The organism is Stutzerimonas stutzeri (assembly GCF_024448955.1).
In the GTDB taxonomy this organism is placed as follows: Bacteria; Pseudomonadota; Gammaproteobacteria; order Pseudomonadales; family Pseudomonadaceae; genus Stutzerimonas; species Stutzerimonas stutzeri_AQ.
Genome location: NZ_JAMOIH010000002.1, coordinates 80,427 through 106,043, shown reverse-complemented (window position 1 = coordinate 106,043; position 25,617 = coordinate 80,427). Strand labels below are relative to the sequence as shown.

At 61.4% G+C, this 25,617-nt stretch carries 27 protein-coding genes; 19 read left to right on the top strand and 8 right to left on the bottom strand.

The window, feature by feature from the left end:
• The first annotated feature begins 45 nt into the window (after positions 1-45).
• From NA645_RS02505 to NA645_RS02485, 5 genes are read left to right on the top strand one after another with little or no spacing between them, the layout of a single operon-like run.
• Positions 46-615, top strand: coding sequence for a YqgE/AlgH family protein (locus NA645_RS02505; protein ID WP_256047363.1), 570 nt, complete (start codon positions 46-48; stop codon positions 613-615).
• Positions 612-1,040 (top strand): Holliday junction resolvase RuvX, encoded by a 429-nt coding sequence (ruvX, locus tag NA645_RS02500; RefSeq protein ID WP_256047362.1) that lies wholly within the window; start codon positions 612-614, stop codon positions 1,038-1,040. Before NA645_RS02505 ends, ruvX begins: the two co-directional genes overlap by 4 nt.
• 20 nt (positions 1,041-1,060) lie before the next feature.
• Complete coding sequence (gene pyrR, locus NA645_RS02495; protein WP_256047361.1) at positions 1,061-1,573, top strand: bifunctional pyr operon transcriptional regulator/uracil phosphoribosyltransferase PyrR; 513 nt, start codon at positions 1,061-1,063, stop codon at positions 1,571-1,573.
• Between the two features lie 8 nt (positions 1,574-1,581).
• Positions 1,582-2,598, top strand: coding sequence for an aspartate carbamoyltransferase catalytic subunit (locus NA645_RS02490; protein WP_256047360.1), 1,017 nt, complete (start codon positions 1,582-1,584; stop codon positions 2,596-2,598).
• Entirely contained in the window at positions 2,598-3,869 is a 1,272-nt protein-coding gene (locus tag NA645_RS02485; RefSeq protein ID WP_256047359.1) for a dihydroorotase, read from the top strand. The genes NA645_RS02490 and NA645_RS02485 overlap by 1 nt, the downstream gene beginning before the upstream one ends.
• A gap of 46 nt (positions 3,870-3,915) precedes the next feature.
• Here the strand turns inward: NA645_RS02485 and NA645_RS02480 are convergent, their stop codons facing one another.
• The gene (locus NA645_RS02480) at positions 3,916-4,314 is read right to left on the bottom strand and encodes an NINE protein (RefSeq protein WP_256047358.1); all 399 of its coding nucleotides are present in this window, start codon (positions 4,312-4,314) and stop codon (positions 3,916-3,918) included.
• A gap of 163 nt (positions 4,315-4,477) precedes the next feature.
• On the opposite strand from NA645_RS02480, the gene NA645_RS02475 reads away from it, so the two are divergent.
• Both NA645_RS02475 and NA645_RS02470 read left to right on the top strand, forming a co-directional pair.
• On the top strand, positions 4,478-5,689 hold the full coding sequence (locus NA645_RS02475; protein WP_256047357.1) for a putative DNA modification/repair radical SAM protein: 1,212 nt from the start codon (positions 4,478-4,480) through the stop codon (positions 5,687-5,689).
• Positions 5,689-6,516: a TIGR03915 family putative DNA repair protein gene (locus tag NA645_RS02470; protein WP_256047356.1), complete on the top strand. Its 828-nt coding sequence runs from the start codon at positions 5,689-5,691 to the stop codon at positions 6,514-6,516. Before NA645_RS02475 ends, NA645_RS02470 begins: the two co-directional genes overlap by 1 nt.
• A gap of 148 nt (positions 6,517-6,664) precedes the next feature.
• Here the strand turns inward: NA645_RS02470 and NA645_RS02465 are convergent, their stop codons facing one another.
• Together NA645_RS02465 and pilT are read right to left on the bottom strand one after the other, a co-directional pair.
• Positions 6,665-7,810, bottom strand: a complete 1,146-nt coding sequence (locus NA645_RS02465) for a PilT/PilU family type 4a pilus ATPase (RefSeq protein ID WP_256047355.1) — start codon at positions 7,808-7,810, stop codon at positions 6,665-6,667.
• 78 nt (positions 7,811-7,888) lie between these two features.
• Complete coding sequence (pilT, locus tag NA645_RS02460) at positions 7,889-8,923, bottom strand: type IV pilus twitching motility protein PilT (protein WP_014851216.1); 1,035 nt, start codon at positions 8,921-8,923, stop codon at positions 7,889-7,891.
• 66 nt (positions 8,924-8,989) lie between these two features.
• Between pilT and NA645_RS02455 the strand changes: the two genes are divergently transcribed.
• The 10 genes from NA645_RS02455 (at position 8,990) to NA645_RS02410 (ending at position 17,578) form a co-directional block, all read left to right on the top strand.
• The gene (locus NA645_RS02455; protein ID WP_256047354.1) at positions 8,990-9,703 is read left to right on the top strand and encodes a YggS family pyridoxal phosphate-dependent enzyme; all 714 of its coding nucleotides are present in this window, start codon (positions 8,990-8,992) and stop codon (positions 9,701-9,703) included.
• A 12-nt stretch (positions 9,704-9,715) separates the two neighbouring features.
• Complete coding sequence (proC, locus tag NA645_RS02450; protein ID WP_256047353.1) at positions 9,716-10,543, top strand: pyrroline-5-carboxylate reductase; 828 nt, start codon at positions 9,716-9,718, stop codon at positions 10,541-10,543.
• Between the two features lie 9 nt (positions 10,544-10,552).
• Positions 10,553-11,143 carry a YggT family protein gene (locus NA645_RS02445; protein ID WP_181099524.1) on the top strand — a complete coding sequence of 197 codons (591 nt, stop codon included), beginning with the start codon at positions 10,553-10,555 and terminating at the stop codon, positions 11,141-11,143.
• A 119-nt stretch (positions 11,144-11,262) separates the two neighbouring features.
• Positions 11,263-13,224: a dynamin-like GTPase family protein gene (locus tag NA645_RS02440; RefSeq protein ID WP_256047352.1), complete on the top strand. Its 1,962-nt coding sequence runs from the start codon at positions 11,263-11,265 to the stop codon at positions 13,222-13,224.
• 79 nt (positions 13,225-13,303) lie between these two features.
• Positions 13,304-14,443: a homoserine O-succinyltransferase MetX gene (gene metX, locus NA645_RS02435; protein ID WP_256047351.1), complete on the top strand. Its 1,140-nt coding sequence runs from the start codon at positions 13,304-13,306 to the stop codon at positions 14,441-14,443.
• Positions 14,444-14,452: 9 nt separating this feature from the next.
• Entirely contained in the window at positions 14,453-15,052 is a 600-nt protein-coding gene (metW, locus tag NA645_RS02430) for a methionine biosynthesis protein MetW (protein ID WP_256047350.1), read from the top strand.
• Between the two features lie 26 nt (positions 15,053-15,078).
• Positions 15,079-15,501 carry a DUF4426 domain-containing protein gene (locus tag NA645_RS02425; protein WP_256047349.1) on the top strand — a complete coding sequence of 141 codons (423 nt, stop codon included), beginning with the start codon at positions 15,079-15,081 and terminating at the stop codon, positions 15,499-15,501.
• The gene (gene rdgB / locus NA645_RS02420; RefSeq protein WP_256047348.1) at positions 15,498-16,094 is read left to right on the top strand and encodes an RdgB/HAM1 family non-canonical purine NTP pyrophosphatase; all 597 of its coding nucleotides are present in this window, start codon (positions 15,498-15,500) and stop codon (positions 16,092-16,094) included. The genes NA645_RS02425 and rdgB overlap by 4 nt, the downstream gene beginning before the upstream one ends.
• The gene (gene hemW, locus NA645_RS02415) at positions 16,091-17,245 is read left to right on the top strand and encodes a radical SAM family heme chaperone HemW (RefSeq protein ID WP_256047347.1); all 1,155 of its coding nucleotides are present in this window, start codon (positions 16,091-16,093) and stop codon (positions 17,243-17,245) included. Before rdgB ends, hemW begins: the two co-directional genes overlap by 4 nt.
• A gap of 9 nt (positions 17,246-17,254) precedes the next feature.
• Positions 17,255-17,578 (top strand): DUF3392 domain-containing protein, encoded by a 324-nt coding sequence (locus NA645_RS02410; protein ID WP_256047346.1) that lies wholly within the window; start codon positions 17,255-17,257, stop codon positions 17,576-17,578.
• 673 nt (positions 17,579-18,251) lie between these two features.
• Here the strand turns inward: NA645_RS02410 and NA645_RS02405 are convergent.
• From NA645_RS02405 to NA645_RS02385, 5 genes are all read right to left on the bottom strand, one after another.
• Positions 18,252-19,589, bottom strand: coding sequence for a DUF1329 domain-containing protein (locus NA645_RS02405; RefSeq protein ID WP_256047345.1), 1,338 nt, complete (start codon positions 19,587-19,589; stop codon positions 18,252-18,254).
• A gap of 157 nt (positions 19,590-19,746) precedes the next feature.
• Positions 19,747-20,457 (bottom strand): tRNA (guanosine(46)-N7)-methyltransferase TrmB, encoded by a 711-nt coding sequence (gene trmB / locus NA645_RS02400; protein ID WP_272891943.1) that lies wholly within the window; start codon positions 20,455-20,457, stop codon positions 19,747-19,749.
• A 61-nt stretch (positions 20,458-20,518) separates the two neighbouring features.
• Complete coding sequence (locus NA645_RS02395; RefSeq protein WP_256047344.1) at positions 20,519-21,313, bottom strand: thiazole synthase; 795 nt, start codon at positions 21,311-21,313, stop codon at positions 20,519-20,521.
• Between the two features lie 81 nt (positions 21,314-21,394).
• Positions 21,395-21,595 (bottom strand): sulfur carrier protein ThiS, encoded by a 201-nt coding sequence (gene thiS / locus NA645_RS02390; RefSeq protein WP_131649504.1) that lies wholly within the window; start codon positions 21,593-21,595, stop codon positions 21,395-21,397.
• A 102-nt stretch (positions 21,596-21,697) separates the two neighbouring features.
• Entirely contained in the window at positions 21,698-22,072 is a 375-nt protein-coding gene (locus NA645_RS02385; RefSeq protein WP_256047343.1) for a DUF423 domain-containing protein, read from the bottom strand.
• Positions 22,073-22,143: 71 nt separating this feature from the next.
• Here NA645_RS02385 and mtgA point away from each other — a divergent pair, with 71 nt between their 5' ends.
• Both mtgA and NA645_RS02375 read left to right on the top strand, forming a co-directional pair.
• Entirely contained in the window at positions 22,144-22,857 is a 714-nt protein-coding gene (gene mtgA, locus NA645_RS02380; protein WP_256047535.1) for a monofunctional biosynthetic peptidoglycan transglycosylase, read from the top strand.
• Between the two features lie 174 nt (positions 22,858-23,031).
• Positions 23,032-25,587, top strand: a complete 2,556-nt coding sequence (locus NA645_RS02375; protein WP_256047342.1) for a hybrid sensor histidine kinase/response regulator — start codon at positions 23,032-23,034, stop codon at positions 25,585-25,587.
• The last annotated feature ends 30 nt before the right edge of the window (positions 25,588-25,617 follow it).

Sequence of the window (25,617 nt, the reverse complement as noted above, 5' to 3'; positions counted from 1 at the left end):
TTTTGAAGCTTGAAGCCGCCGCGTCGAAGCCCGAAACTAGCCCGCATGAAAAACGCCACGACGTCCTATCTCAAGCATCATTTCCTGATTGCCATGCCGCACATGGTGGACCCCAATTTTGCCCAGACATTAATTTATCTGGTGGAGCACAATCGAGAAGGCGCGATGGGCCTCATCATCAATCGCCCAAGCGGACTCAACCTGCTCGACATATTGGAACAATTGCGCCCGGATGGCCCCGTCGATCCCGCGAGCCAGCAGGTAACGATCTTCTCAGGCGGGCCGGTACAAACTGATAGAGGATTCGTGCTGCATCCGGCCGACGCTCAGTTTCAAGCCACGCTCGGCCTCGGTCAGCTAGGGGTCACCACCTCTCAGGACGTGCTCTTTTCCATCGCCGACGGTCACGGCCCCAAACAGCATTTCATCGCCCTCGGCTACGCGGGTTGGGAGCCAGGCCAGCTGGAGGCTGAGCTGCTCGACAACGCCTGGCTGAGCTGCCCAGCACAACCTCACATTCTCTTCGACTTGCCTTACGAACAGCGCCTAAATGCAGCCGCCGCATCGCTGGGCGTCGACCTCGGCCTGCTTAGCACACAGGTGGGCCACGCATGAGCACCCTGCGTCTGTTGCTGGGTTTCGATTACGGTACCAAACAGATCGGCGTCGCGGTCGGCCAGGCCGTCACCGGCCAGGCGCGCGAACTCTGCGTGCTCAAGGCGCAGAATGGCGTGCCCGACTGGTCGCAGATCGAGGCGTTGCTGCGCGAGTGGCAGCCGGACGCGCTGGTGGTGGGCCTGCCGCTGAACATGGATGGCAGCCCCAGCGAAATGAGCGATCGCGCGGAAAAGTTCGCCCGACGCCTCAATGGCCGCTTCAATCTGCCAGTGCACACCCACGACGAGCGCCTGACGACTTACGAAGCCAAAGGCGAACGCCTGCGCAAAGGACAGCAAGGCGGCTATCGCGAGCGCCCTGTCGACGCCCTGGCCGCGGCGCTTTTGCTCGAAGGCTGGCTGGCCGCGCAGCAAACCGCCTGAGCCGCCATCAAGGAGAACTCATGACATTGCCGAACCCCGATCAGCTACTGCCCGAGATGGCCGCAGCGCTTGATCGACACCTCACCAGGCACGGCATAACCGAGCCCCGTTTCATCGGCATCCACACTGGCGGCGTCTGGGTTGCTCAGGCGCTTCTGGGCCTGCGCGGCCAGCAGGAAGCGCTCGGCGTGCTGGACGTGTCTTTTTATCGCGACGATTTCACCCAGAACGGCCTGCATCCGCAGGTTCGTCCATCGGCGTTGCCCTTCGAGATCGAAGGCCAGCACTTGGTGCTGATCGATGACGTGCTAATGAGCGGCCGCACCATTCGCGCCGCGCTCAACGAGCTGTTCGATTACGGCCGGCCCGCCAGCGTCAGCCTGGTTTGCCTGCTGGATCTCGACGCCCGCGAATTGCCTATCCGGCCAGATGTGGTTGGCGCGACGCTATCCTTGCCGCCCGAGCAGCGGATCAAGCTGCTCGGGCCGTCGCCGCTCGTTCTTGAGCTACAGACCCTCGTTTCCGCCCAATGAGATCTTCGATGACGCCTCTCGACGCCAAGCGCCCACTACAGCTGAACGATAACGGTCAACTGCGCCACTTTCTGTCGCTGGACGGCCTACCGCGCGAACTGCTGACTGAAATACTCGACACGGCCGACTCCTTTCTCGAAGTCGGCGCCAGGGCGGTCAAGAAGGTTCCGCTGCTGCGCGGCAAGACCGTCTGCAATGTGTTTTTCGAAAACTCCACGCGCACGCGCACTACCTTCGAACTGGCGGCCAAACGCCTGTCCGCAGACGTGATCACGCTGAACGTTTCGACTTCGTCGACCAGCAAGGGCGAAACCCTTACCGACACCTTGCGTAATCTCGAAGCCATGGCGGCCGACATGTTCGTCGTGCGTCACGCGGATTCAGGCGCGGCGCACTTCATCGCCGAGCACGTCTGCCCCGATGTAGCGGTCATCAATGGTGGTGATGGGCGCCACGCGCACCCGACCCAGGGCATGCTCGACATGCTCACCATCCGTCGACACAAGGGCGACTTCGAAAAACTCTCCGTAGCGATCGTCGGCGACATCCTGCATTCGCGCGTCGCTCGCTCGAACATGCTGGCATTGAAGACCCTGGGCTGCCCGGACATCCGCGTCATCGGCCCGAAAACCCTGCTGCCGGTGGGGCTGGAGCAATACGGCGTCAGCGTTCACCACGACATGAGCGAAGGGCTGCGCGACGTCGACGTTGTGATCATGCTGCGCCTGCAGCGCGAGCGCATGCAGGGCGGACTGCTGCCCAGCGAGGGAGAGTTCTATCGGCTCTACGGGTTGACCACGCAACGCATGGCCCTGGCCAAACCGGACGCCATCGTCATGCATCCGGGCCCGATCAATCGCGGCGTGGAAATCGAATCGGCGGTAGCCGACGGCGCCCAGTCGGTGATTCTCAACCAGGTGACCTACGGCATCGCCATCCGCATGGCGGTGCTATCCATGGCGATGAGCGGCCAGACCGCGCAACGCCAGCTCGAAAACGAATATGCCGCCGAGGAGCAGAACTGATGCCAACCCAGATCCTCGGTGCTCGGCTGATCGACCCCGCCAGCGGTCGCGATGAAATCACTGATATCTACTGCGCAGACGGTAAGATCGCCGCCATCGGCCCGGCCCCGGCAGGCTTCGAAGCCGCGCACACCATCGATGCCCAGGGACTGGTAGCCGCCCCCGGACTCGTCGACCTGTCCGTCGCCCTGCGCGAGCCGGGCTACAGCCGCAAAGGCAGCATTGCCAGCGAGACACTTGCGGCCACTGCCGGCGGCATTACCAGCCTGTGCTGCCCGCCCGCGACCAAACCAGTATTGGACACCGCCGCCGTGGCCGAGCTGATTCTCGACCGGGCGCGCGAATCCGGCCACGCCAAGGTCTTTCCGATTGGCGCCCTGACCCGCAACCTGGCCGGCGAACAGCTGTCGGAACTGATCGCGCTACGCGATGCGGGCTGCGTGGCCTTTGGCAACGGGCTGACCAACTTCACCAGCAATCGCAACTTTAGCCGCGCGCTGGAGTATGCGGCGACTTTCGACCTCACCGTCATCATCCATTCCCAGGACAGCGACCTGGCCGAAGGTGGATTGGCGCACGAAGGCCCCAGCGCGGCATTTCTCGGCCTGGCCGGTATTCCCGAAACGGCCGAAACCGTTGCGCTGGCTCGCAACCTGTTGCTGGTGGAGCAGTCCGGCGTGCGCGCCCACTTCAGCCAGCTCACCACGGCCCGCGGCGCACAGATGATTGCCGATGCCCAGGCGCGCGGCCTGCCGGTCACGGCCGACGTGGCGATGTATCAGTTGATCCTGACCGATGAAGCGTTGCACGGTTTTTCCAGCCTGTACCACGTGCAGCCGCCATTGCGCAGCAGAGCCGACCGTGACGGCCTGCGCGAAGCGGTCAAGTCCGGCGTCATCTCAGCCATTTCCAGCCATCACCAACCCCATGAGATAGATGCCAAGCAGGCGCCGTTCGGCGAAACCGAGCCCGGCATCAGCAGTGCGGACATTCTTCTGCCGCTGGCGCTGACATTGGTGGAAGACGGCCTGCTGGACCTGCCGACTCTGCTTGCCCGCCTGAGCCACGGGCCGGCTAGTGCTCTGCGGCTACCCGCTGGACGCCTGGCTGTCGGCGAGGCAGCGGACCTAGTGCTGTTCGATCCGCACAGCTCGACCCTCGCGGGCGAGGCCTGGTATTCGAAAGGCCGCAACTGCCCCTTCATCGGCCACTGCCTGCCGGGGGCGGTGCGCTACACCCTCGTCGATGGCCGGGTCAGCTATCATGTTTGAAGCCTGAAATCGGAGGCTCGACTTTTTCGTCTAGCCTCCGTCGCGCTTATCGATTCTTTTCTACGTTACGCACCGAGACCTGATCATTCAGCGTCCAGAAATCGTAGAGCACGCCGAGGAAGAACAATCCGCCCGTGCACAGGTAGATGATCCCTGTGATCCATTTGCCCTGATACATCCGGTGCACACCGAATATGCCGAGGAAGGTCAGCAGGATCCAGGCAATGGTGTAATCGATCGGTCCCGGCTGAAAGCGCATGTCCGCCTCGCGGTCCATCGATGGAATCAGGAACAGGTCGATGATCCAGCCGATGAAGAACAGGCCGAGCGTGAAGAACCAGATGGTGCCGGTCACCGGCTTGCCGTAATAGAAGCGGTGGGAACCGAGAAAACCGAATATCCACAGGAGATAGCCGATCAGGGTGCTATGAGTGTTCTGCCGCATCTGAGCCTCGCTGTCTGTTTAGCAGGCCGTTGAAAGCACCTGCGTTGGCATTGCATGTCGAGCTTATCCGATTCACTTCATTCGAACCTTCTGCCGAGCGGAGGTTGCCGGATGAAGCGGCCGTGATACTGTATGCACGAACAGTATCTCGACGCTTCTTACCATGCAATTGATCGACAAACTCAGCGTTCTGGCCGACGCCGCGAAATACGACGTGTCATGCGCCAGCAGCGGCGCGCCAAAACGCAGCTCGAAAGGCCGCAGCGGGCTTGGCGCTACCGATGGCATGGGCATTTGCCATAGCTTTACACCCGATGGCCGCTGCGTGGCACTGCTGAAGATCCTGCTGACCAATTTCTGCCTGTACGACTGCCAATACTGCGTGAATCGCCGCTCCAGCGACGTGCCGCGCGCACGCTTCACCCCGGAAGAGGTGGTGACGCTGACATTGGATTTCTATCGCCGCAACTGCATCAGCGGTCTGTTTCTAAGCTCCGGCATCATCCGCTCGGCGGACTACACCATGGAACAGCTGAACCGCGTAGCCAAACTGCTACGCGAGGAGCATGAGTTCCGCGGCTATATCCATCTGAAGACCATCCCGGACGCCGACCCACTGCTCATCGCCGAGGCCGGCCGCTACGCCGATCGCCTCAGCGTCAATATCGAATTGCCCACCGAGACCAGCCTGATCCGCCTGGCACCGGAAAAGCAGGTAGTGACGATCAAACAGGCCATGCATTCGATTCATCAAGGAGAGACCGAAGCCCAGACGGAGAAAGGTTCGCCGCGTTTCGCTCCAGCCGGGCAAAGCACACAGATGATCGTTGGCGCCGACGCAACTGACGACAGCACCATTCTGCATACCGCACAGTCGCTATATGGCGATTATCGCCTGCGCCGGGTCTATTACTCGGCGTTCAGCCCAATTCCGCACAGCCCCAAGACCGTGCCGTTCGAAGCACCGCCACTGTTACGTGAGCATCGGTTGTATCAGGCCGACTTCCTCATGCGCGGCTATGGCTTCCGTGCCGGCGAGCTACTCGCCGGCCCAGGTAATCTACCGCTGGATATCGACCCCAAGCTTGCCTGGGCGCTGTCCAACCGCGAGTACTTTCCGGTCGACCTGAACCGTGCCGAGCCGTCGTTGATCGCACGCATCCCCGGCATCGGAATGCTCAGTGCCAAACGACTGGTCGCTCTGCGTCGGCAAAAACGCATCCGGTTCGAAGATCTGACGCGGCTGCGCTGCTCGCTGGAAAAGGCCAAACCCTTCGTCATAACCCATGACTACCGGCCGCCGCTGGCCTACCGCGAGTCAGCAGCCTTGCGCCAGCAACTCAGCGAAGGTCCCCAGCAGATGGCGCTGTGGTGATGCGTCAGGTGCGCTTCGATGGCAGCTTCGAAGGTTGGCGCAATGCTGCCCGCGCCCTGCTTGGTTCGGGCGTCGCCCCTCATGAGACCGAATGGCTGAGCGGCGATGCCCCAGGCAGTCTGTTCGACTGTCGCGATGCCTCACCCGAGCCGACCGAACCCTCGCTACCCGTCCGTATTCCGCGGCAGTTGCTGGACGAATTGGAAAGCGCAGCGCGGTTTCGCAGCGCCGACCGCTGGAGCCTGCTGTATCGCATTCTCTGGCGGGTCACCAAGGGCGATCAGACGGCCAGGCTCGCCGGCGATGTCGATGGCAGCGAACTGCATGCGCGGATCAAGGCGGTACGCCGCGAAGCTCACCATATGCATGCCTTCCTCCGCTTTAGCCCACTAAATAGCGAAACCGCTCCGGACTATGTGGCCTGGTTCGAGCCGGCACACGACATCCTGCTCAGTGCATCGCCACACTTCGCTGAGCGCATGGGCCTGCATTCATGGCTGATCGCGACGCCTGATGATGCGGTGTTGTGGGATGGCCAGAACATGCACTACGCCAACCCCTGCCCGACCATCTGGCGACAGCTGGCGCAAGATGTACAAGATTCCGGCGTGGAACTGTGGAAGACCTATTACGAAAGCACCTTCAACCCCGCGCGGCTGAATCGCGAGGTGATGCGAAGCAACTTGCCGGTGCGCTTCTGGAGGAACCTGCCGGAAGGGCCGCTGATTCCGCAATTGATGAGCCGCGCCCGAGCCGGTGCGCAACGTGACGGTCAGGCCGAACGTGTTGCCAGCCAGCCGGGCAAGCGTATCGGCCTGCAAGACTAGCTGCGTTGCAATACATCGTTAAAACAGCCTCGGTTGCGAGCCCAGTCAGACTGCTCGATTAGACCACTAAACTCCGCATCTCCGGCTGTTACTCCCGTTCGTCGTTGCGCCTCGTCTTGTCTGCCTCGCTTACGTTTTTGCAACGATTTTAGCGAAAGCTGCGCCCCGGATCGTCGTCGCTGACCTCCAACGTCAATCCCTGGGATACGCTGTTCAGGTGTTCACCATCCGTTTCCGACCCCAGCTTGATCATCAGCCGCAGGTCGTTGGACGAGTCAGCATGCAGCAGCGCATCTTCATAGGTGATTTCGCCCTGCACATAGAGGTTGTACAGCGCCTGATCGAAGGTTTGCATGCCCAAATCAGTGGAGCGCTTCATCAGCGATTTGAGTTCGTGCACTTCGCCCTTGCGAATCAGGTCAGCTGCCAGCGGCGTGTTGATCAACACTTCGATGACTGCGCGACGACCCTTGCCATCAGGCGTGGGAATCAACTGCTGGGCAACGATTGCCTTGAGGTTCAGGGAGAGGTCCATCCAGACCTGCTGCTGCCGGTCGGCGGGAAAGAAGTTGATGATTCGGTCAAGCGCCTGGTTAGCATTGTTGGCGTGAAGGGTCGCGAGACAAAGATGGCCGGTTTCGGCGAATGCGACCGCGTAGTCCATGGTCTCCCGAGTCCGCACCTCACCGATGAGAATCACATCTGGCGCTTGGCGCAACGTGTTCTTCAGTGCGACGTCAAATGAGTCAGTGTCAATTCCGACTTCACGCTGGGTAACAATGCAGCTCTGGTGCTGGTGGATGAATTCGATCGGGTCTTCGATGGAAATGATGTGACCGCTGGAATTCTTGTTGCGGTAGCCGATCATTGCCGCCAACGAGGTCGATTTACCGGTACCGGTCGCGCCCACGAATAGCACCAGCCCGCGCTTGGTCATTGCCAGCTTCTTCAACACATCCGGCAATTTCAGATCTTCGAGCGTCGGGATATTGGTCTCGATGCGACGCAGTACCATTCCGGCCAAGTTGCGCTGGTAGAACGCACTGACGCGAAAACGGCCAATGCCCCGCGCACTGATGGCGAAATTGCATTCGTGATTTTCGGCGAACTCGCGGCGCTGCTGCTCGTTCATGACCGCATGCACGGTTTCGCGAGTCATCTCAGGCGACATCGGCGTCTTGTTCACCGGCATGATCTTGCCGTTGACCTTCATAGAAGGCGGAACACCAGCAGTAATGAACAGATCGGAGCCGCCCTTTTCCACCATCAGGCGCAACAGTTTCTCGAATTCCATCGTCGTTCTCGTAGTCTGGCGTAGCCGCGTCGTAGCGAAGCGGAAACCTGGCGACATCGCCGCCAAGTCTCCCGTAGATTAGAAATTTTCAGGCTGCTTGGCTTTTTCCTTGGCGCTGTCTCGCGAGATCAGCCCTTTGGCAAGCAAGCCCTTGAGGCATGAGTCGAGCGTCTGCATGCCCAGCGAGCCACCGGTCTGGATTGAGGAATACATCTGCGCCACCTTGTCCTCGCGGATCAGGTTACGAATCGCCGGCGTGCCGATCATGATTTCGTGGGCGGCCACCCGACCGCCACCGACCTTCTTCAGCAGGGTCTGGGAAATCACCGCCTGCAGCGATTCGGAGAGCATCGAGCGGACCATGGATTTTTCTTCTGCCGGGAAGACGTCAACTACGCGGTCGATGGTCTTGGCAGCCGAGGTGGTGTGTAGGGTACCGAACACCAAATGCCCGGTTTCCGCGGCGGTCAATGCCAGGCGGATGGTTTCCAGGTCGCGCATTTCACCGACCAGGATGATGTCCGGGTCTTCCCGCAGCGCCGAGCGCAGCGCCTCGGAGAAGCCGAGCGTGTCGCGATGCACTTCGCGCTGGTTGACCAGACACTTCTTCGATTCGTGAACGAATTCGATCGGGTCTTCGATAGTGAGAATGTGGTGATATTTGGTGTTATTCAGGTAATCGAGCATCGCCGCCAGAGTGGTCGACTTCCCCGAACCGGTCGGCCCGGTGACCAGCACCAGTCCGCGCGGCACATCGGTAATCTTGCGGAAGACCTCGCCCATGCCGAGATCCTCCATGGTCAACACCTTGGAGGGAATGGTCCGAAATACCGCGCCGGCGCCCCGGTTCTGGTTGAAGGCGTTGACCCGGAAGCGTGCCACGCCTGGCACTTCGAACGAGAAGTCGGTCTCGAGAAACTCCTCGAAATCCTTACGCTGCTTGTCGTTCATGATGTCGTAGATCAGCGCGTGTACCTGCTTGTGGTCCATCGCGGGCAGATTGATGCGGCGCACGTCTCCGTCGACGCGGATCATCGGCGGCAAGCCGGACGAAAGGTGCAAATCCGACGCACCCTGCTTGGCACTGAAGGCCAGCAGCTCTGTGATATCCATGGGACTCCCCAATTACAAGCAAGCAGGTAGAATGCCGCGCAGACCCTAAGGTGGCAGGCGCAGGTAATGTCCACGATAGCGAACAATATTGCAAAGGTCGCAACGCGCATCCGTGAGGCGGCGCAAGCTGTAGCGCGCGATCCCGACGAGGTGCGTCTGTTGGCAGTGAGCAAGACGCAATCGGCCGAGGCCATCCGCCAGGCGTGCGACGCCGGGCTGCGCGATTTTGGCGAAAACTACCTGCAGGAAGCCTTGCAGAAACAGGCCGAGCTAGCCGAGCTTCCTCTCACCTGGCACTTCATTGGTCCGATTCAATCGAACAAGACCAAGCAGATCGCCGAACACTTCGACTGGATCCACTCGGTGGATCGGCTGAAAATCGCGCAGCGTCTCTCCGACCAGCGCCCCGAGTCGCTGCCGCCCCTGAACATCTGCCTGCAAGTTAACGTCAGCGGCGAAGCCAGCAAGTCCGGCTGCGAACCGCAGGCCGTGTCGGAGCTGGCCCACGCCATTGCCGCCCTGCCTCGTCTGCGTTTGCGCGGACTGATGGCCATCCCCGAGCCGACTGAAGACCCGACCGAGCAACGCGCCGCTTTTGCCCGCCTGCGTCAGTTGCAGAGCGAGCTCGACCTCGGTCTCGACACCCTCTCCATGGGCATGAGCCATGACATGGAGGCTGCCATCGCCGAAGGCGCCACCTGGGTCCGCATCGGCACCGCCCTGTTCGGCGCCCGCGCTTATCCGTCGCAGACAGCTACGGATGCCCCTCCGCATGAATAAAGGAACCCACGCATGAGCACACCCCGTATCGCCTTCATCGGCGCCGGCAACATGGCCGCCAGCCTGATCGGCGGGCTGCGTGCCCAGGGCATTCCAGCCGCATCCATTTGCGCCAGCGATCCCGGCGCCGACAAACGTGACGAGTTGAACGCGACCCACGGCGTCGAGACTTTTGCCGATAACGGTCAGGCGCTGGCTGGAGCCGATGTCATCGTGCTCGCCGTTAAGCCGCAGGTGATGCAGACTGTCTGTCGCGACTTGGCCTCGCACCTGCATTCGAACCAGCTAATCGTGTCGATTGCCGCCGGCATCAATTGCGCAAGCCTGCAAACATGGCTCGGCGAGCAAACACCACGGGCCATCGTGCGCTGCATGCCGAATACGCCGTCGCTGCTGCGTCAGGGCGTTAGCGGCCTTTATGCCAACGCCCAGGTCAACGATGCACAACGGCAACAGGCCGAGCAGTTATTGTCGGCGGTGGGTCTGGCACTCTGGCTGGACAGGGAAGAACTGATCGACGCCGTGACCGCGGTTTCCGGCAGCGGCCCGGCCTATTTCTTTTTGCTGATCGAAGCCATGACCGCCGCTGGTGAACAGCTGGGCCTACCTCGCGCCACGGCGGCTCAGCTGACCATGCACACCGCACTCGGCGCCGCGCGGATGGCCTGCGAAAGCGACGTCGAAGCGGCCGAATTGCGGCGCAGGGTCACTTCACCGAACGGAACCACCGAAGCGGCGATCCAAGCATTTCAGGCGAGCGGCTTCGAGACCCTGGTACAACAGGCGATGAACGCAGCCGCACGACGCTCGGCCGAACTCGCTGAACAATTGGGCAAATAAGGAACCTTCATGTCGCAACTCTCGCAAGCCCTGATCCTGATCGTCCAGACGCTCGGCAGCCTTTACCTGCTGATCGTTCTGTTGCGCTTCATTCTGCAGTTGGTCCGAGCTGATTTCTACAATCCACTGAGCCAGTTCATCGTGCGCGCTACGCACCCGCTGCTGAAGCCTTTGCGCCGGGTGATCCCCAGCGTCGGCGGGCTCGACCTATCCTCGCTGGTGCTGGCCATCGTGGTTCAAGTACTGCTGATGGCCGCAATCCTGATGTTGGCCTACGGCACTATCGGTAACCCGCTGCAGCTGCTGGTCTGGGCGATCATTGGAGTCACCGGACTGTTTCTCAACATATTCTTCTACGCCATGATCATCAGCGTGATCCTGTCCTGGGTAGCGCCCGGCAGCCACAACCCCGGCGCGCAACTGGTCAGCCAGATCGTCGAACCGGCGCTCGCCCCCTTCCGCCGCTTGCTGCCCAACCTAGGCGGCCTGGATATTTCGCCGATTTTCGCGTTCCTCGCGATCAAGCTGATCGACATGTTGGTAATTAACAACCTGGCGATGATGACGCATATGCCCAACATCCTCCGCTCGCTGATCTGAGGCGCAACCGCTCAATCGCCTCATACGGCCTTTGAGCGTCAGTTCACAGCGGCTCGATTGACCTGTACCGGCCTGCGGGGATAATCGCCCGATCACGCCTTTCTGGAAGCACGACGATCATGGAACGACTCGACCGACAGGTGGATGCTTACGTCAACTGGAAGCGCGATCTGGTGCGCGAGATCACTCGCTACCGCAGCTGGCTGGCTCACAACCGCCTCACCTCAGAGGCGGTCGACTCCAGACTGGAACGTGCGCTGAAGCTGCTGCGGACCGACCACATCACCTTGGCCTTCGTCGGGGAGTTCTCTCGCGGCAAGACCGAGCTGATAAACAGTCTGTTTTTCTCGGGATACGGCCAGCGCATCCTGCCTTCGCGTGCCGGCCGTACCACCATGTGCCCAACCGAGTTGTTCTTCGATCCACGCGCGGAGCGGTCCTATATCCGCCTGCTGCCGATCGAGTCGCGCCTGGACGACAACAGCATCGCCCAGCTCAAGCGTACGCCGCGCTTCTGGCAAACCATTGCACTGGATCCGGACGACCCGGACGCCATGGTAGAAGCGTTCAGCCAGGTCGCCTCGACCAAATCGATGCCTGTCGAGCACGCCATTCAGCTCGGTTTCCATCCTGACTCACTGGAGGACTCGGAGGTTGCCGGCGAAGTGATGGTGCCGGCCTGGCGGCACGCCATGGTCAACTTCGACCATCCGCTGTTGCGCCAGGGTTTGCGCATTCTCGATACCCCGGGCCTCAATGCCCTGGGCAGCGAGCCAGAACTCACCCTGTCGATGCTGCCGAATGCACAGGCGGTGATCTTTCTGCTGTCGGCCGACGCAGGCGTCACCGCCAGCGATATGGGTATCTGGCAGCAGCACATCAGTCAGCTCGATGACGGCAAGCGCAATCGCCTGTTCGCCGTGCTCAACAAAATCGACGTCCTCTGGGACGACGTATCCGGTAGCACCTTCGTCGAGGACGCAATCCGGCAGATGCAGATCAGCACCGCCCAGCAACTGGGTATCGCTGTTGAGGACGTGCTACCACTCTCGGCCAAGCAGGCGCTGCTGGCCAAGATCCGCGACGACCAGGCATTGCTTGAGCGCAGCCGGCTAGCGACGCTGGAGCACTTACTCTGCGAACGCATCCTCGCGCAAAAGGAGCACCTGCTGGAGCAGCAAGTGGTCCGCCAGGTGCTCGCCCTGCTGCACAACAGCCAGCAGATTCTCAGCCAGCGCCTTGCCAAGGTTCGTGAGCAAAGCGAGCTGCTCGACAGTCATCGTCAGGATAACGGCCAGCTACTGCTGGAACTCACCGCCCGTACCCGTCACGACCATAATCAGCACCACAAACGCCTGCTCCAGCTGAAGACCAACCAGCACCTGTTGCAACGTCAGGGTGATTTGTTACGCGGCACCGTGCGTGCGGAGCGCCTTGAAGAACACCTGACACGCCTGCGCCGCAGCCTGACCGGTAGCCTGACGACCCTCGGTATCAATCTCAGCATCCTGCACTTCTTCCGCTCGGTAGAGCAGGACCTGGGCGCCCTTGCGCAGGAAGCTGCGCTGGCGAACAAAATGGTGACGGCGATCTATCGTCGTCACAACGAGGCAAACCCGCTGCATGGTCTGGATGCGCCGCTGTTCCGCCTAGCCCCGTATCAGCAGGAGCTGAAGGGCTTGCAGAACAAGGCCGATCAGTTCCGCCTGCAACTCAAGACGCTGCTCACCGAACAGCGCACCCTGACGCGACGATTCTTTGCCACGCTGGTGCAGGAGGTCATCGGGCTGCACCAACGCCTGCGCCAAGAGGCCGAACACTGGGCAGGCGAAGCCCTGATGCCGCTGATGCAACACTCGCTGGAACACAAGCAACAGCTCGAAGCCCACATGCTGCGCCTCAAGAGCCTGGCACAGGACGGCCAGCAGGCCAGCCAGCGCGGTCGACTGCTTGCACGCTACATCCTCGAGCTGGAGCAGCAACTGGCCCAGGCCGCGGAGATGTTGCGATTGCTGCGCCGCCCGGCGCCGATCAGACGCCAGAGCAAGGTCGTCAGCCTGACCAGCGCCATTCCGGGTTGAGCGGCGTTTCGATTGAGGATGAATTGAAGCGCGCTTACCTTTAGACTTTGCCGCCTTCTTTTCGCAAGAGCCAGGCTCGATGCCCACTGACATACCAGCCGATTCCGTTGGTCTGGTGAGCCCGCAGGTCGCGCATTTCGCCGAACCACTGGTGCTCGCTTGCGGCCGCACCTTGGCCGATTACCAACTGATCTACGAAACCTACGGTGAACTGAACGCCGCGCGCAGCAATGCCGTGCTGATCTGCCATGCCCTCTCCGGCCATCACCACGCCGCCGGTTACCACAGCGTGGACGATCGCAAGCCGGGCTGGTGGGATTCATGCATCGGGCCCGGCAAGGCCATCGATACCAATCGCTTCTTCGTCGTCAGCCTGAACAACCTTGGCGGTTGCAACGGCTCGACGGGGCCGAGCAGCCTCAATCCGCTAAGCGGCAAGCCCTACGGCGCCGATTTCCCGGTCGTGACCGTGGAGGACTGGGTCAACAGCCAGGCGCGCCTGGCCGATGTGCTGGGCGTCGAGCAATGGGCCGCGGTGGTCGGCGGCAGCCTCGGCGGCATGCAGGCGCTGCAGTGGAGCATCAGCTACCCCGAGCGGATTCGTCACTGCGTGGCGATTGCCTCGGCACCCAAGCTGTCGGCACAGAACATCGCGTTCAATGAAGTAGCGCGTCAGGCCATCCTCTCCGACCCGGAGTTTCATGGCGGCCATTTTCAGGAACAGAACGTGATTCCCAAGCGTGGGTTGATGCTGGCGCGCATGGTCGGCCACATCACTTACCTATCCGATGACGCCATGGGCACCAAGTTCGGGCGCGGGCTCAAGAGCGAAAAGCTCAACTACGACTTCAACAGCGTAGAGTTCCAGGTCGAGAGCTACCTGCGCTACCAAGGCGAGGAATTCTCGGGCCGATTCGATGCCAACACCTACCTGCTGATGACCAAGGCGCTGGATTACTTCGATCCGGCCGCCGCGCATGATGATGATCTGGCTGCGACGCTGGCAGGTGCCCAAGCCGATTTCTGCGTGATGTCTTTCACCACCGACTGGCGCTTCTCGCCGGAGCGCTCGCAGGAAATCGTCAACGCGCTGATGGCGGCACGCAAGAACGTCTGCTATTTGGAAATCGACGCACCGCAAGGCCATGATGCCTTCCTGATTCCGATCCCACGCTACCTGCAAGCCTTCCGCGGTTACATGAACCGCATCGCCGTATAAGGAACCGACATGCGCGCCGATCTGGAAATCATCCAAGACTGGATCCCTGCCGGCAGCCGGGTGCTCGACCTCGGCTGCGGCAACGGCGAGTTGCTGGCCTGGCTGCGCGACCAAAAACAGGTCAGCGGTTATGGGCTGGAGATCGACCCGGACAACATCGCCGCCTGCGTCGAAAAAGGCGTCAACGTCATCGAGCAAGACTTGGACAAGGGGCTCGGCAACTTCGCCAGCGACAGCTTCGACATGGTGGTGATGACCCAGGCGCTGCAGGCCGTGCATTACCCCGATCTGCTGATGAAGGAAATGCTGCGCGTCGGTCGCGAATGCATCATCACCTTCCCCAACTTCGGCCACTGGCGCTGCCGCTGGTATCTGGCCAGCAAGGGGCGCATGCCGGTCTCGGAGTTCCTGCCGTATACCTGGTACAACACGCCCAACATCCACTTCTGCACCTTCGAGGATTTCGAGCGACTGTGTCAGGAGCGCGGCGCGCGAGTCCTCGAACGACTCGCGGTCGACCGTCACCACAAGCATGGCTGGGGCAGCCGCCTGTGGCCGAACCTGATCGGCGAAATCGGTATTTACCGTGTCACCGGACCGAACAGATGACCCGCTTCAATGATGGAGGGAACACCATGAAACGCAGCCTCATCGGCCTGCTGACCCTGCTGCTGACGTTACCGGCCTGGGCCGAGCGTAAGCACAGCTTTGGCGAATACGACATTCACCACATCGCCTTCAATTCCGGCTTCCTGCAGCCGGACATCGCGGCGGCGGCCGGCCTGGTGCGCAGCAAAACCCAAGGGGTGGTCAACATCTCGGTGCTCAAGACCGGCAAGCCGACAATGGCGCTGGTCAGCGGTACGGTCAAGAACCTCCTGGGCCAGGATCGGCCACTGACGTTCAAGCAACTCAAGGAAGGTGACGAAGCCATCTACTACCTGGCCCAGTTCCCATTCGACTCGCGCGAGACGCTGCGCTTCGCCCTGACCGTGCAGCCCATGGGGGCCGATCCGATCAGCTTTACCTTCAACCAAGAATTCTTCCCTGACGAATGATGCCCTTCAAAGAACTGGTGCTGGCCAGCCACAATGCCGGCAAGCTCAAAGAACTCCAGGCCATGCTGGGCGACGCCGTGCGCGTGCGTTCGGTGGGCGAATTCAGCGATGTGGAACCGGAAGAAACCGGCCTGTCGTTCATCGAGAACGCCATCCTCAAGGCGCGCAACGCCGCACGGGTGTCCGGCCTGCCGGCGCTGGCCGACGACTCGGGCCTTGCAGTCGATCATCTCGGCGGCGCACCGGGTATCTACTCGGCGCGCTATGCCGACGGTCAGGGCGATGCGGCGAACAATGCCAAATTGCTGGACGCTCTGAAAGAGGTCCCTGACGCCGAGCGCGGCGCGCAGTTCGTCTGTGCCTTGGCGCTGGTCAGGCATGCCGACGACCCGCTGCCGATCATCTGCGAAGGCCTCTGGCATGGCCGCATCCTGCATGAAGCGCGTGGCGAGCAGGGCTTCGGCTACGACCCGCTGTTCTGGGTGCCCGAACGCGACTGCTCCAGCGCTGAACTGACGCCCCTCGACAAGAACCTGCTCAGCCACCGCGCCCGGGCCATGGCGTCGCTCAAAGCGCGGCTGGGGATTGAATGAGCGGAGCTTCCAGCTTCCAGCTGCCGCCCTTGGCGGCCTACATCCATATCCCCTGGTGCGTGCGCAAGTGCCCATACTGCGACTTCAACTCCCACGCTGCCGGGCCGCAGTTGCCCGAAGATGAATATGTCGCGGCGCTGCTGGCCGATCTCGAGGAGGATTTCGATCAGGTCCAGGGCCGCCGGCTTGGCTCGATCTTTTTCGGCGGCGGCACGCCCAGCCTGTTTTCCGCCCAGGCGCTAGGCAGGATTCTCGAAGGGCTGGAGCATCGCGTCGGCTTTGCCGAGGACATCGAAATTACCCTGGAAGCTAACCCGGGTACCTTCGAGCAGGCCAAGTTTCGCGATTACCGCCGTCTCGGGATCAATCGCCTGTCCATCGGTGTACAGAGCTTCCAGCCCGCCAAGTTGAAGGCCCTGGGTCGCATACATGATGGCGATGAAGCCATCCGTGCCGCCGACATGGCGCGCGCCGCCGGTTTCGACAACTTCAACCTGGACCTGATGCATGGCTTGCCCGAGCAGAGTCTGGAAGATGCCCTGAGCGACCTGCGCACCGCCATTGCCCAACAGCCGACGCACCTGTCCTGGTACCAGCTCACCGTCGAGCCGAACACCGAATTCTGGAGCAGACCGCCGCAACTGCCCGAGGACGATACCCTCTGGGACATCCAGGAAGCTGGCCAGGCGCTGCTCGCCGAACAGGGCTACGCCCAATACGAAACCTCAGCCTACGCCCAACCCGGACGCCAGGCGCGGCACAACCTCAACTACTGGACCTTCGGTGACTTCCTCGGCCTCGGCGCGGGCGCCCACGGCAAGATCAGCCGGCCCGACGGGCGCATCCTGCGCAACTGGAAAACCCGCCTGCCTAAGGACTATCTGGAACCGGCCAAACGCTTTCGTGCTGGTGAAAAGCAGCTGAAGGCCGAGGAGTTGCCCTTCGAATTCCTGATGAATGTGCTGCGCCTCACCGACGGCGCGCCCGCCCTGTTGTTCACTCAGCGCACCGGTTTACCGCTGGGGCAGCTGGCCGACGCCCGCCGCGAAGCCGAAGCCCGCGGCCTGCTGGTCGCTGACTCGCAGCGCCTAGTGGCGACGCCCAAAGGCCAGCTGTTTCTCAACGACCTGCTGCAACTCTTTCTGCCCTAAGGACCCTTGATGGATCTTGTACTCGACCTAATCGCCACCCTCTCGCGCTGGAGCCGCGGTCATCTGTTCGATATTTCCTTGGCGATCATGGCCACGCTGTTCGTGCTGTTCGGGCCGGCGCTTAACGCCTGGGTGCAGAGGAATATCGGCGGGTTGAATTTCGTTCTGCGGACGTTGGCTTTCGTGGTGTTCTGTGCTGTGGTTTATGGACTCGGCATCATCTATCTGAGTCCTTGGCTGGCCAAGGGGCTGGCGCAGTTCAACAATTACACGCTGGCGCCGGTGTTGATTCTGGTGCTGTTCATCATTGGGGTGGTGGCTGATCGGAATTAGGTGTTAGCCGCCACCGGAATTTGCTGAAACACCGTGTTTTCTCAGGCTTATCAAGTTGCCTGAACGCACGGGTTTCGCCCTGCTGGGCGAGTCACTTTTTTTACAATCGCGGAAAAAGTAACCAAAACCGCTTGCCCCTCATCCGACCCTGGGTGCGCCGGGGTTTCCTCGCTCCATCGCTGCTCCGGGGGCCGGCGTACAAGGGGGCCATCCATACCGATGGCGGCCCCGACCCTTTACGCCTCTCGCGGCATCCATGCCGCTCGCTCTCCTACACAGCAACTCCACTCGGCCTTCTAAAAGGGGCGTTTCGTGTTGCCTGACAGTCTGTGCTTCTAAAAGCAAGCCGACCTCAAACCAACCTCCAAACGACTCGGGCTCCCTTCCCCTCCAGAAGGCCGAACGCAGGCGTTGCGCAGGGGGTCGCGAGGCAGGACGCCGAGCGAGGAGTGATGGGCCATGGATGGCCCTTCGCGACGCCCCCCGGAGCAACGCCGGAGTGAGGGAAGTTTTGCGAAGCAAAACCCGGATGCAGGGGTGGCCTCCTTTTTGGTTACTTTTTCTTGGCCACACAAGAAAAAGTGACGCGCCGTACAAGGCGCAACCCATAGCTCAGCCGGGAAAAGCGTTGTGGCCCACGAAAACCCAACGCCTTTAAAAACCGCTCCTTTTATTAATTTCCCCCTCGCCTCAACGCCGCTGGCGAAAAGTCCCGTGGGCTGAGCCTGACGCCGAAGTCATACATCGGCTCATTGTTATCCAACCCATCGACGAAGTAGTTACCGTCCTTGAGGTGATACAGCGTCTCCAGCGTGCTAGCAAACATCGGTACTTCGTAGTAGCTGATCGGATGGCTTTCCTGCAACCCGATCAACTCGGCATTTTCGTCGAACAGATCCACCGCCAGAATCTGCCAGCTGTCCTCATCGATGTAGAACCGTCGCATGTCGTACGGATGGCTGAAACCCTTGCGCATGGTCGCTTCGACGATCCATACGCGATGCTGTTCGTAGCGCAGCAGTTCGGGGTTCAGGGTGCGCGCGCCGACGATCGAATCGTAAGGGATGCCTTGCTGGTGAACCGCGTAGCTGTTGTACGGCACCAGCATCTCGCGCTTGCCTACCAGCTTCCACTCATAGCGATCCGGCGCACCATTGAAGGAATCGACCACGTCAGCGGTAGCCAAGCCGCTGGTGTCCGGCTGCAGCGAGTCGTAGGCCAGCGAAGGCAGGCGCCGTACACGGCGGTCGCTCGGGCTGTAACGCCAGGCCTTGCGGATCGCCAGCACCTGATCCAACGGGTCCTGCACGACTAGTGAGGTGCCGGAGAGCTTCGCAGGCGCGGTGACCCGGTATTTGTAATAGAGCAGCGTGTTGTCCAACTGCGCCTGGTCCATGCCCTCGCGGTTGTACACGTTGTAAATGTGCCGATCCCGCTTGATGAGGTTCGCCCTGCCGTTGATCACCACGGCCTGGTTATTGACCATGTGGATCTGCTCACCTTTGTAGTGCAAGACGTGGTTCCAGATCACTTCCATACCGTCCTGCGGTATCGGGAAGGGGATGCCGGACGCGGCGCCCTTGATTCCGTTGCCGTTGGCGATCAGCTCGGCAGAGACGGCATTGGCACGCGTCTCGTCATAGATACGCTGTGGCGCCGAGGCGCTGCGGCGTGATGGGAACACGCGTAGATGAAAATCCGGATACCGCTCGACCAGCGCACGGAGGCCTTCCGGCAGCAGTGCGGCATATTCGGCGACATTGCTGCTGTCGACCCGGTAAAGCACGGGATCAGCAGCATAGGGATCAGGATGGTGCATCCCAACGGAGTAGCTGTCGGGCGCCTGGACTCCACCGGTCCAGGCCGGAATCGTGCCGGTGGCGTTGGCGGCGCGCTCGGCACCCAGCGGGGTAAGGTCCTGACCCAGTCGGGCGGCCTGAGCCTCGTCCACCTTGGCCTGGGCCTGGCTGGCACAGGCCGCCAGCAGCAGAATTCCGAATTTCCTGTACATCACTTTGCTCCTTGCTGCGCAACGGGTGCGCTGCATGTAACGGCCTCTGCCGGCAGACAGGGCTCTCATTAGGTGTTGGGGGGAGATCGAGCCTTCCTGGCGTTGCGTTCTTGTCAGTTCTTCCGTGGGCCGTTTGATACGGCTCTAGTATTGGCGGTCAGCCGATGCGCTCGAACTTGAGATCCCAGACGCCGTGGCCCAGGCGCTCACCGCGGCGCTCGAACTTGGTCGTAGGGCGCTCCTGAGGGCGCTCGACGTATTGCTCGTTTACGGCCTGGTTGCGATAGCCAGGCGCGACGCTCATAACCTCGAGCATGTGCTCGGCATAGGCTTGCCAATCGGTTGCCATATGCAATACGCCACCGATCCTCAGTTTTTGCCGTACCAGCTCGGCGAATGCCGGCTGGACAATGCGCCGCTTGTGGTGACGACTCTTGTGCCAGGGATCGGGGAAAAACAGCAGAACCCGGTCCAGGCTCGCGTCGGGCACGCATTCACGCAGCACTTCCAGCGCATCGCAACTGTAGACCCGCACGTTATTCAGGTTTTGTGACAAAAGCCCGTTTAAGAGTGCGCCGACACCCGGCGAATGCACCTCGACCCCGATGAAATCCTGCTCAGGCGCCGCTGCAGCCATCTCGAGCGTCGAATGGCCCATGCCGAAGCCGATTTCGAACGTGCGTGGCGCCTGTCGGCCGAAGACCTGATCGAAATCGAGCAGACCATCGGCCAGCTCCAGGCCGAACCGCGGCCAACCCTGATCCAGGCCGCGCTGCTGGCCCTCGGTCATGCGACCGGCACGCATCACGAAGCTTTTGATGGTGCGCATGCGCCGTTGGCCCTCGGCCGGGGTAGAAGTGTCACTCATGAACGAACCTGCGGATAAAAGCCGCGCAATCGGGCGAGTGCGCGGCGGAATACGGAGAGAATTAGCGGATCAGACCTTCCAGAGGCGAAGAGGCGCTGGCATACAGCTTCTTCGGCATGCGTCCGGCCAGATAGGCAAGACGCCCGGCGTCAATCGCGTACTTCATGGCTTCAGCCATCAGCACGGGGTTCTGCGCATGGGCGATGGCGCTGTTCATCAACACCGCCTCGCAGCCCAGTTCCATGGCGATGGTCGCATCGGACGCCGTACCGACGCCGGCATCGACAAGCACCGGCACCTTGGCCTCTTCGAGGATGATGCGCAGGTTATAGGGGTTGCAGATACCCAAGCCAGTGCCGATCAGCCCCGCCAGTGGCATCACCGCGATGCAGCCGATCTCGGCCAGCTGGCGCGCGATGATCGGATCGTCGCTGGTGTAAACCATCACATCGAAGCCGTCCTTGACCAGCACTTCGGCAGCCTTGAGGGTTTCGATGACGTTGGGGAACAGCGTCTTCTGGTCGGCCAGTACTTCCAGCTTGACCAACTTGTGGCCGTCCAGCAGTTCGCGAGCCAGGCGGCAGGTACGCACTGCCTCGTCGGCGTCATAGCAACCGGCGGTGTTCGGCAGAATTGTGTAGCGATCCGGCGAGATGACGTCGAGCAGATTGGGCTCGCCCGGGTTCTGGCCGATGTTGGTGCGGCGCACCGCGACAGTGACAATCTCGGCGCCGGACGCCTCGATGGCGGCGCGGGTCTCGTCGAGATCCTTGTATTTGCCGGTACCCACCAGCAAGCGCGACTGATAAGTGCGGCCTGCGAGCGTAAAGGGTTTGTCGTGCGGAACTGGGCTCATGGGACCATCCTGTTCAGACGTAATGAAGCGAAATACGCCGCTGCACGGGCGACGTCCGGGAATATCAATATGGCGAGCTCGTCAGCCGCCGCCAATGGCATGCACGACTTCGACCTGATCACCTTCGACCAAAAGCGTTGCGGCATGCTGGCTGCGCGGCACGATGTCGCGATTGAGCTCGACCGCCAACCGACGCCCAGTCAGTTCCAGGCGTTGCAGCAGATCGGCCACCGACTGACCGTCAGGGAGCTCGTAGCGCTCGCCGTTCAACTGAATATGCATAGTGATCGCCACCATAGCCAAGGGGCCCGCATTCTAGCCCGATCAACCCGGCGCACCAAGGCGCCAAGCGCCGCCATTCATCTGCCATCACAAGGCCGTTTTTCAGCCGCGAAGATTCCAGGCCGCAAGCATCAAACAGATCCATCCCGCCAGAAATGCAGTCCCGCCGATGGGCGTGATGATGCCCAGCTTGCTCATACCAGTCAGAGTCAGCAGGTACAAACTGCCGGAGAACAGCAGGACGCCGAGCGAGAACAAACCGCCCGCGGCAGTCAGCAGGCGGCTCGGTGCATGCAAGGCGAGCAGCGCAACCCCGAACAACGCCAGGGCATGAATCAGCTGGTAGTGCACGCCGGTCTGGAATACAGCGAGGTAGTCGGCGCCGAGGCGGGATTTCAAGCCATGCGCGGCGAAGGCGCCCAGCGCCACACCGGTCAGTCCAGAACAGGCGGCAATTAGGAGATAGGCGCGAATCATTCGGCAGCTTCCGGTCAGGGTGTATGGCGGTCGCTATAATGCCCGTTCCCTCTGGTTGCGACTATGTCCACATGTTCCGAGCCCTGCTGCGCCGACTCATCAAACTGCTGCTCTGGCTAGCCGCGCTGTCCGTGCTGCTGGTCCTCGTGCTGCGCTGGGTTCCGCCGCCGTTCACCGCCCTCATGATCGAGCGCAAGCTGGAATCCTGGCGGGAGGGCGGCCAGAGCATCGACTTGCAGCGCACCTGGCGGCCCTGGACTGCTTTGCCGGACAATTTGAAGATGGCGGTCATCGCCGCCGAGGACCAGAAATTCGCCGATCACTGGGGCTTCGATGTCGAGGCGATCCGCTCCGCACTTGCGCATAACGAGCGCGGCGGCTCGCTGCGCGGCGCCAGCACGCTGAGTCAGCAGGTGGCCAAGAATCTGTTTCTCTGGTCCGGGCGAAGCTGGGTGCGCAAGGGCTTCGAGGTCTGGTTCACCGGATGGGTCGAGCTGCTGTGGCCGAAAGAGCGAATCCTGGAGATCTATTTGAACAGCGTCGAATGGGGCAACGGAATATTCGGCGCCGAAGCGGCTGCGCAGCACCATTTCGGGACTGGCGCTGCGAATCTTTCAGCCGCCCAGGCCAGTCAGCTGGCCGCCGTGCTGCCCAACCCGCGCGAGTGGGACGCCGGCCGTCCCGGTCCGCACGTCCGCCAGCGTGCCGGCTGGATTCGCCAGCAGGTTCGCCAGTTAGGCGGCAGTCACTACCTGAACGGACTGCAAGAGCCAGAAGCACGCTAAGATCCGCCGTCGTGAAAAGACCGCCAAGGCTGGCTGACGGAGCGTTATGGCAGGGCGCCATCGCAACGAGTAAGCTGCAGCCGACATGTTGCGAGATGCAGGGGAAGGCTGTCAGGTAGATGGCCCCATGCAGTAACCTCTCGCTCGATTCGCCCTACGCATGGCAGCGACAGCATGAGCGCAACCGGACACAGCACGACCCTCGACGGGGTACGGCAATTCTTCAACTGGCGCAACAGCGTTGCCTGGCTTGTTCTGGTATTCACGCTGCTCGTGCAGCTGGTCATCATGCAACACCTGCGCAGCAACGAAACGCGCGCAGCCATCACCCAATTCGAGTTTCTGGTGGAAAAGACCACCGAAGCCATCGGCAAGCGGCTGATCGATCATGAGCAGATCCTGCTGGGTGCCGCTGCCCTGTTCGACACCAGCGGCGATGTTTCACGCGAGCAGTGGCGCCTATATAACGAACGCCTGCAACTGGCCAAGCGCTATCCTGGAATCCAGGGCGTGGGCTTCGCCAAGGCAGTGTTGCCGGAGCAGCGCGTCGCCCATGTCCAGGGCGTTCGCGAAGAAGGCTTCGCCGACTACGATATCCATCCGCCTGGCGAGCGCCCGCTTTATACACCCATCGTTTATCTCGAGCCGTTCGCTGACCGCAACCTCGCCGCATTCGGCTATGACATGTTTGCCGAACCGGTACGCTGGCAAGCCATGTCGACAGCCGCCGAAACCGGGCAGACGCGCCTCACCGGCAAGGTCAAGCTGCGGCAGGAGACCCATGGCGAGGTGCAGGCCGGGGTACTGATGTATGTCCCGGTGTACCGTCAGGGTGTCCCCATCGATTCGCCGGAACAGCGGATGCAGGCACTGCGCGGGTTCGTCTACAGCCCCTATCGGATGGACGACCTGATGCGCGGAATCCTCGGCGTGGCCGATCCGAATATCAGCCTGCGCATCTACGCCGGGCCGCAAGAGCAGGCCGAACAGCTCATCTTTGCCAGCCGCAGTCAGCCGCGTGCCGAAGCCCCACGATACAGCCAGACCCTGCGGCTGGACCTGTATGGGCAAACCTGGACCCTGAACCTGCAAAGCCTGCCGGAGTTCGATGCCTTCTTCCATGGCAACGACGGGCTGGTGATCGGCCTCGGTCTCGGCTTCAGTATGTTGCTGTTCTTCCTCACCTCCTCGCTATCGCTTAGACGCAGCCGGGCCGAGGCGCTGGCCCAGCAGATGACCGAGCATATCCGCGAGAACAAACGCGCCCTTCAGCTCAGCGAAGAGCGCCTGAGCCTTGCCCTCAAAGGCAGCAACGACGGGCTCTGGGATCTGAATCTGGAAGCCGGCACCTTCTATGCCTCGCCACGCGCCTGGCACATGCTCGGCTATCGTCCCGGCGAGCTGCATTCGGATCTGAAGCTCTGGGAAAGGGTCATGGCGCCCGACGACCTGCTTCCGGCCAAAAAACAACTGGCGCAGACCATGCTCTCGGCAGTCGATCACTTCACGACCGAGCTGCGTTTCCAGCACAAGAGCGGCAAGCTGGTTCCGGCCCTGATCCGAGGCTACATCCAACGCGACCGAAACGGGCAGCCGCTGCGCATCAGCGGCACCAGCATGGACCTGACCGAACACAAACGCATCGAGCAGATGAAGGACGAGTTCGTCTCGACCGTCAGCCACGAGCTGCGCACCCCACTAACCTCCATCAGCGGCGCCCTGGGCCTGGTGACCGGCGGCGCCCTGGGCGACGTTCCGCCGGGCATGGAGCAGATGCTGGAGATCGCTCATCGCAACAGTTTGCGCCTGGGACATCTGATCAACGATCTGCTGGACATGGAAAAGATCACTGCAGGCAAGATGGCCTTCGACATGCGCGAGCACTCGCTGTGCCGGCTGCTGGAAGAGGCCCTGGCCAGCAATCAGGCCTTTGCCACCCATTTCGGCGTGAACTGCGTATTACGCGATGCCCCTCAGATCAACGTCTGGGTCGATGGGCTGCGTCTGCAACAGGTGCTGACGAACTTCCTGTCGAACGCGATCAAATACACCCCGGAAGGCGGCGAAGTAACTCTGCACTGCAATCTGACCGAAACCGGCCAGGTACGCATCAACGTCACGGATCAGGGCCCAGGCATCCCTCCGGGCTTCCAGAACCGTGTATTCGAGAAGTTCGCCCAGGCCGACGCCTCCGACAGCCGCCAGCAAGGCGGCACAGGCCTGGGACTCGCCATTACCAAAGAGTTTATCGAGCGTATGGGCGGCCGGGTCGGCTTCGACACCGAGCAAGGCCAAGGCACGACCTTCTGGTGCGAATTGCCGGTACTCGAATCGACCACCTCTACGGTGGATCAGGGCCAACCAAGGCTGCTGGTAATCGAAGACGAACCGGATACCGGTCGACTGCTGCATCTGATGCTGCGGGATGCCGGTTATGCGGTTGATCGTGTGCAGAGCCTGCATACAGCACGAAGCAAACTCGCCAGTGTTCGCTATGAAGCAATGACCCTCGATTGGCACCTGCCCGACGGGAGCGGGCGCGAGCTGATCGACGAGGTACGCGCCAATCCCGACACCCAGGATCTTCCGATTATTGTGATAACGGCGGCCAGCCGGTTCGAGCAGAGCGATACAGATACCGGCATCACCTGGCTACACAAACCCATCAGCGCGGCACAGCTGCTGATTGCCGTTACCGATAGCCTGGAACGCTCCGAACCTCGTCCGTGAGCCGCTTCAAGGACAAGCAAGCACCGGTTA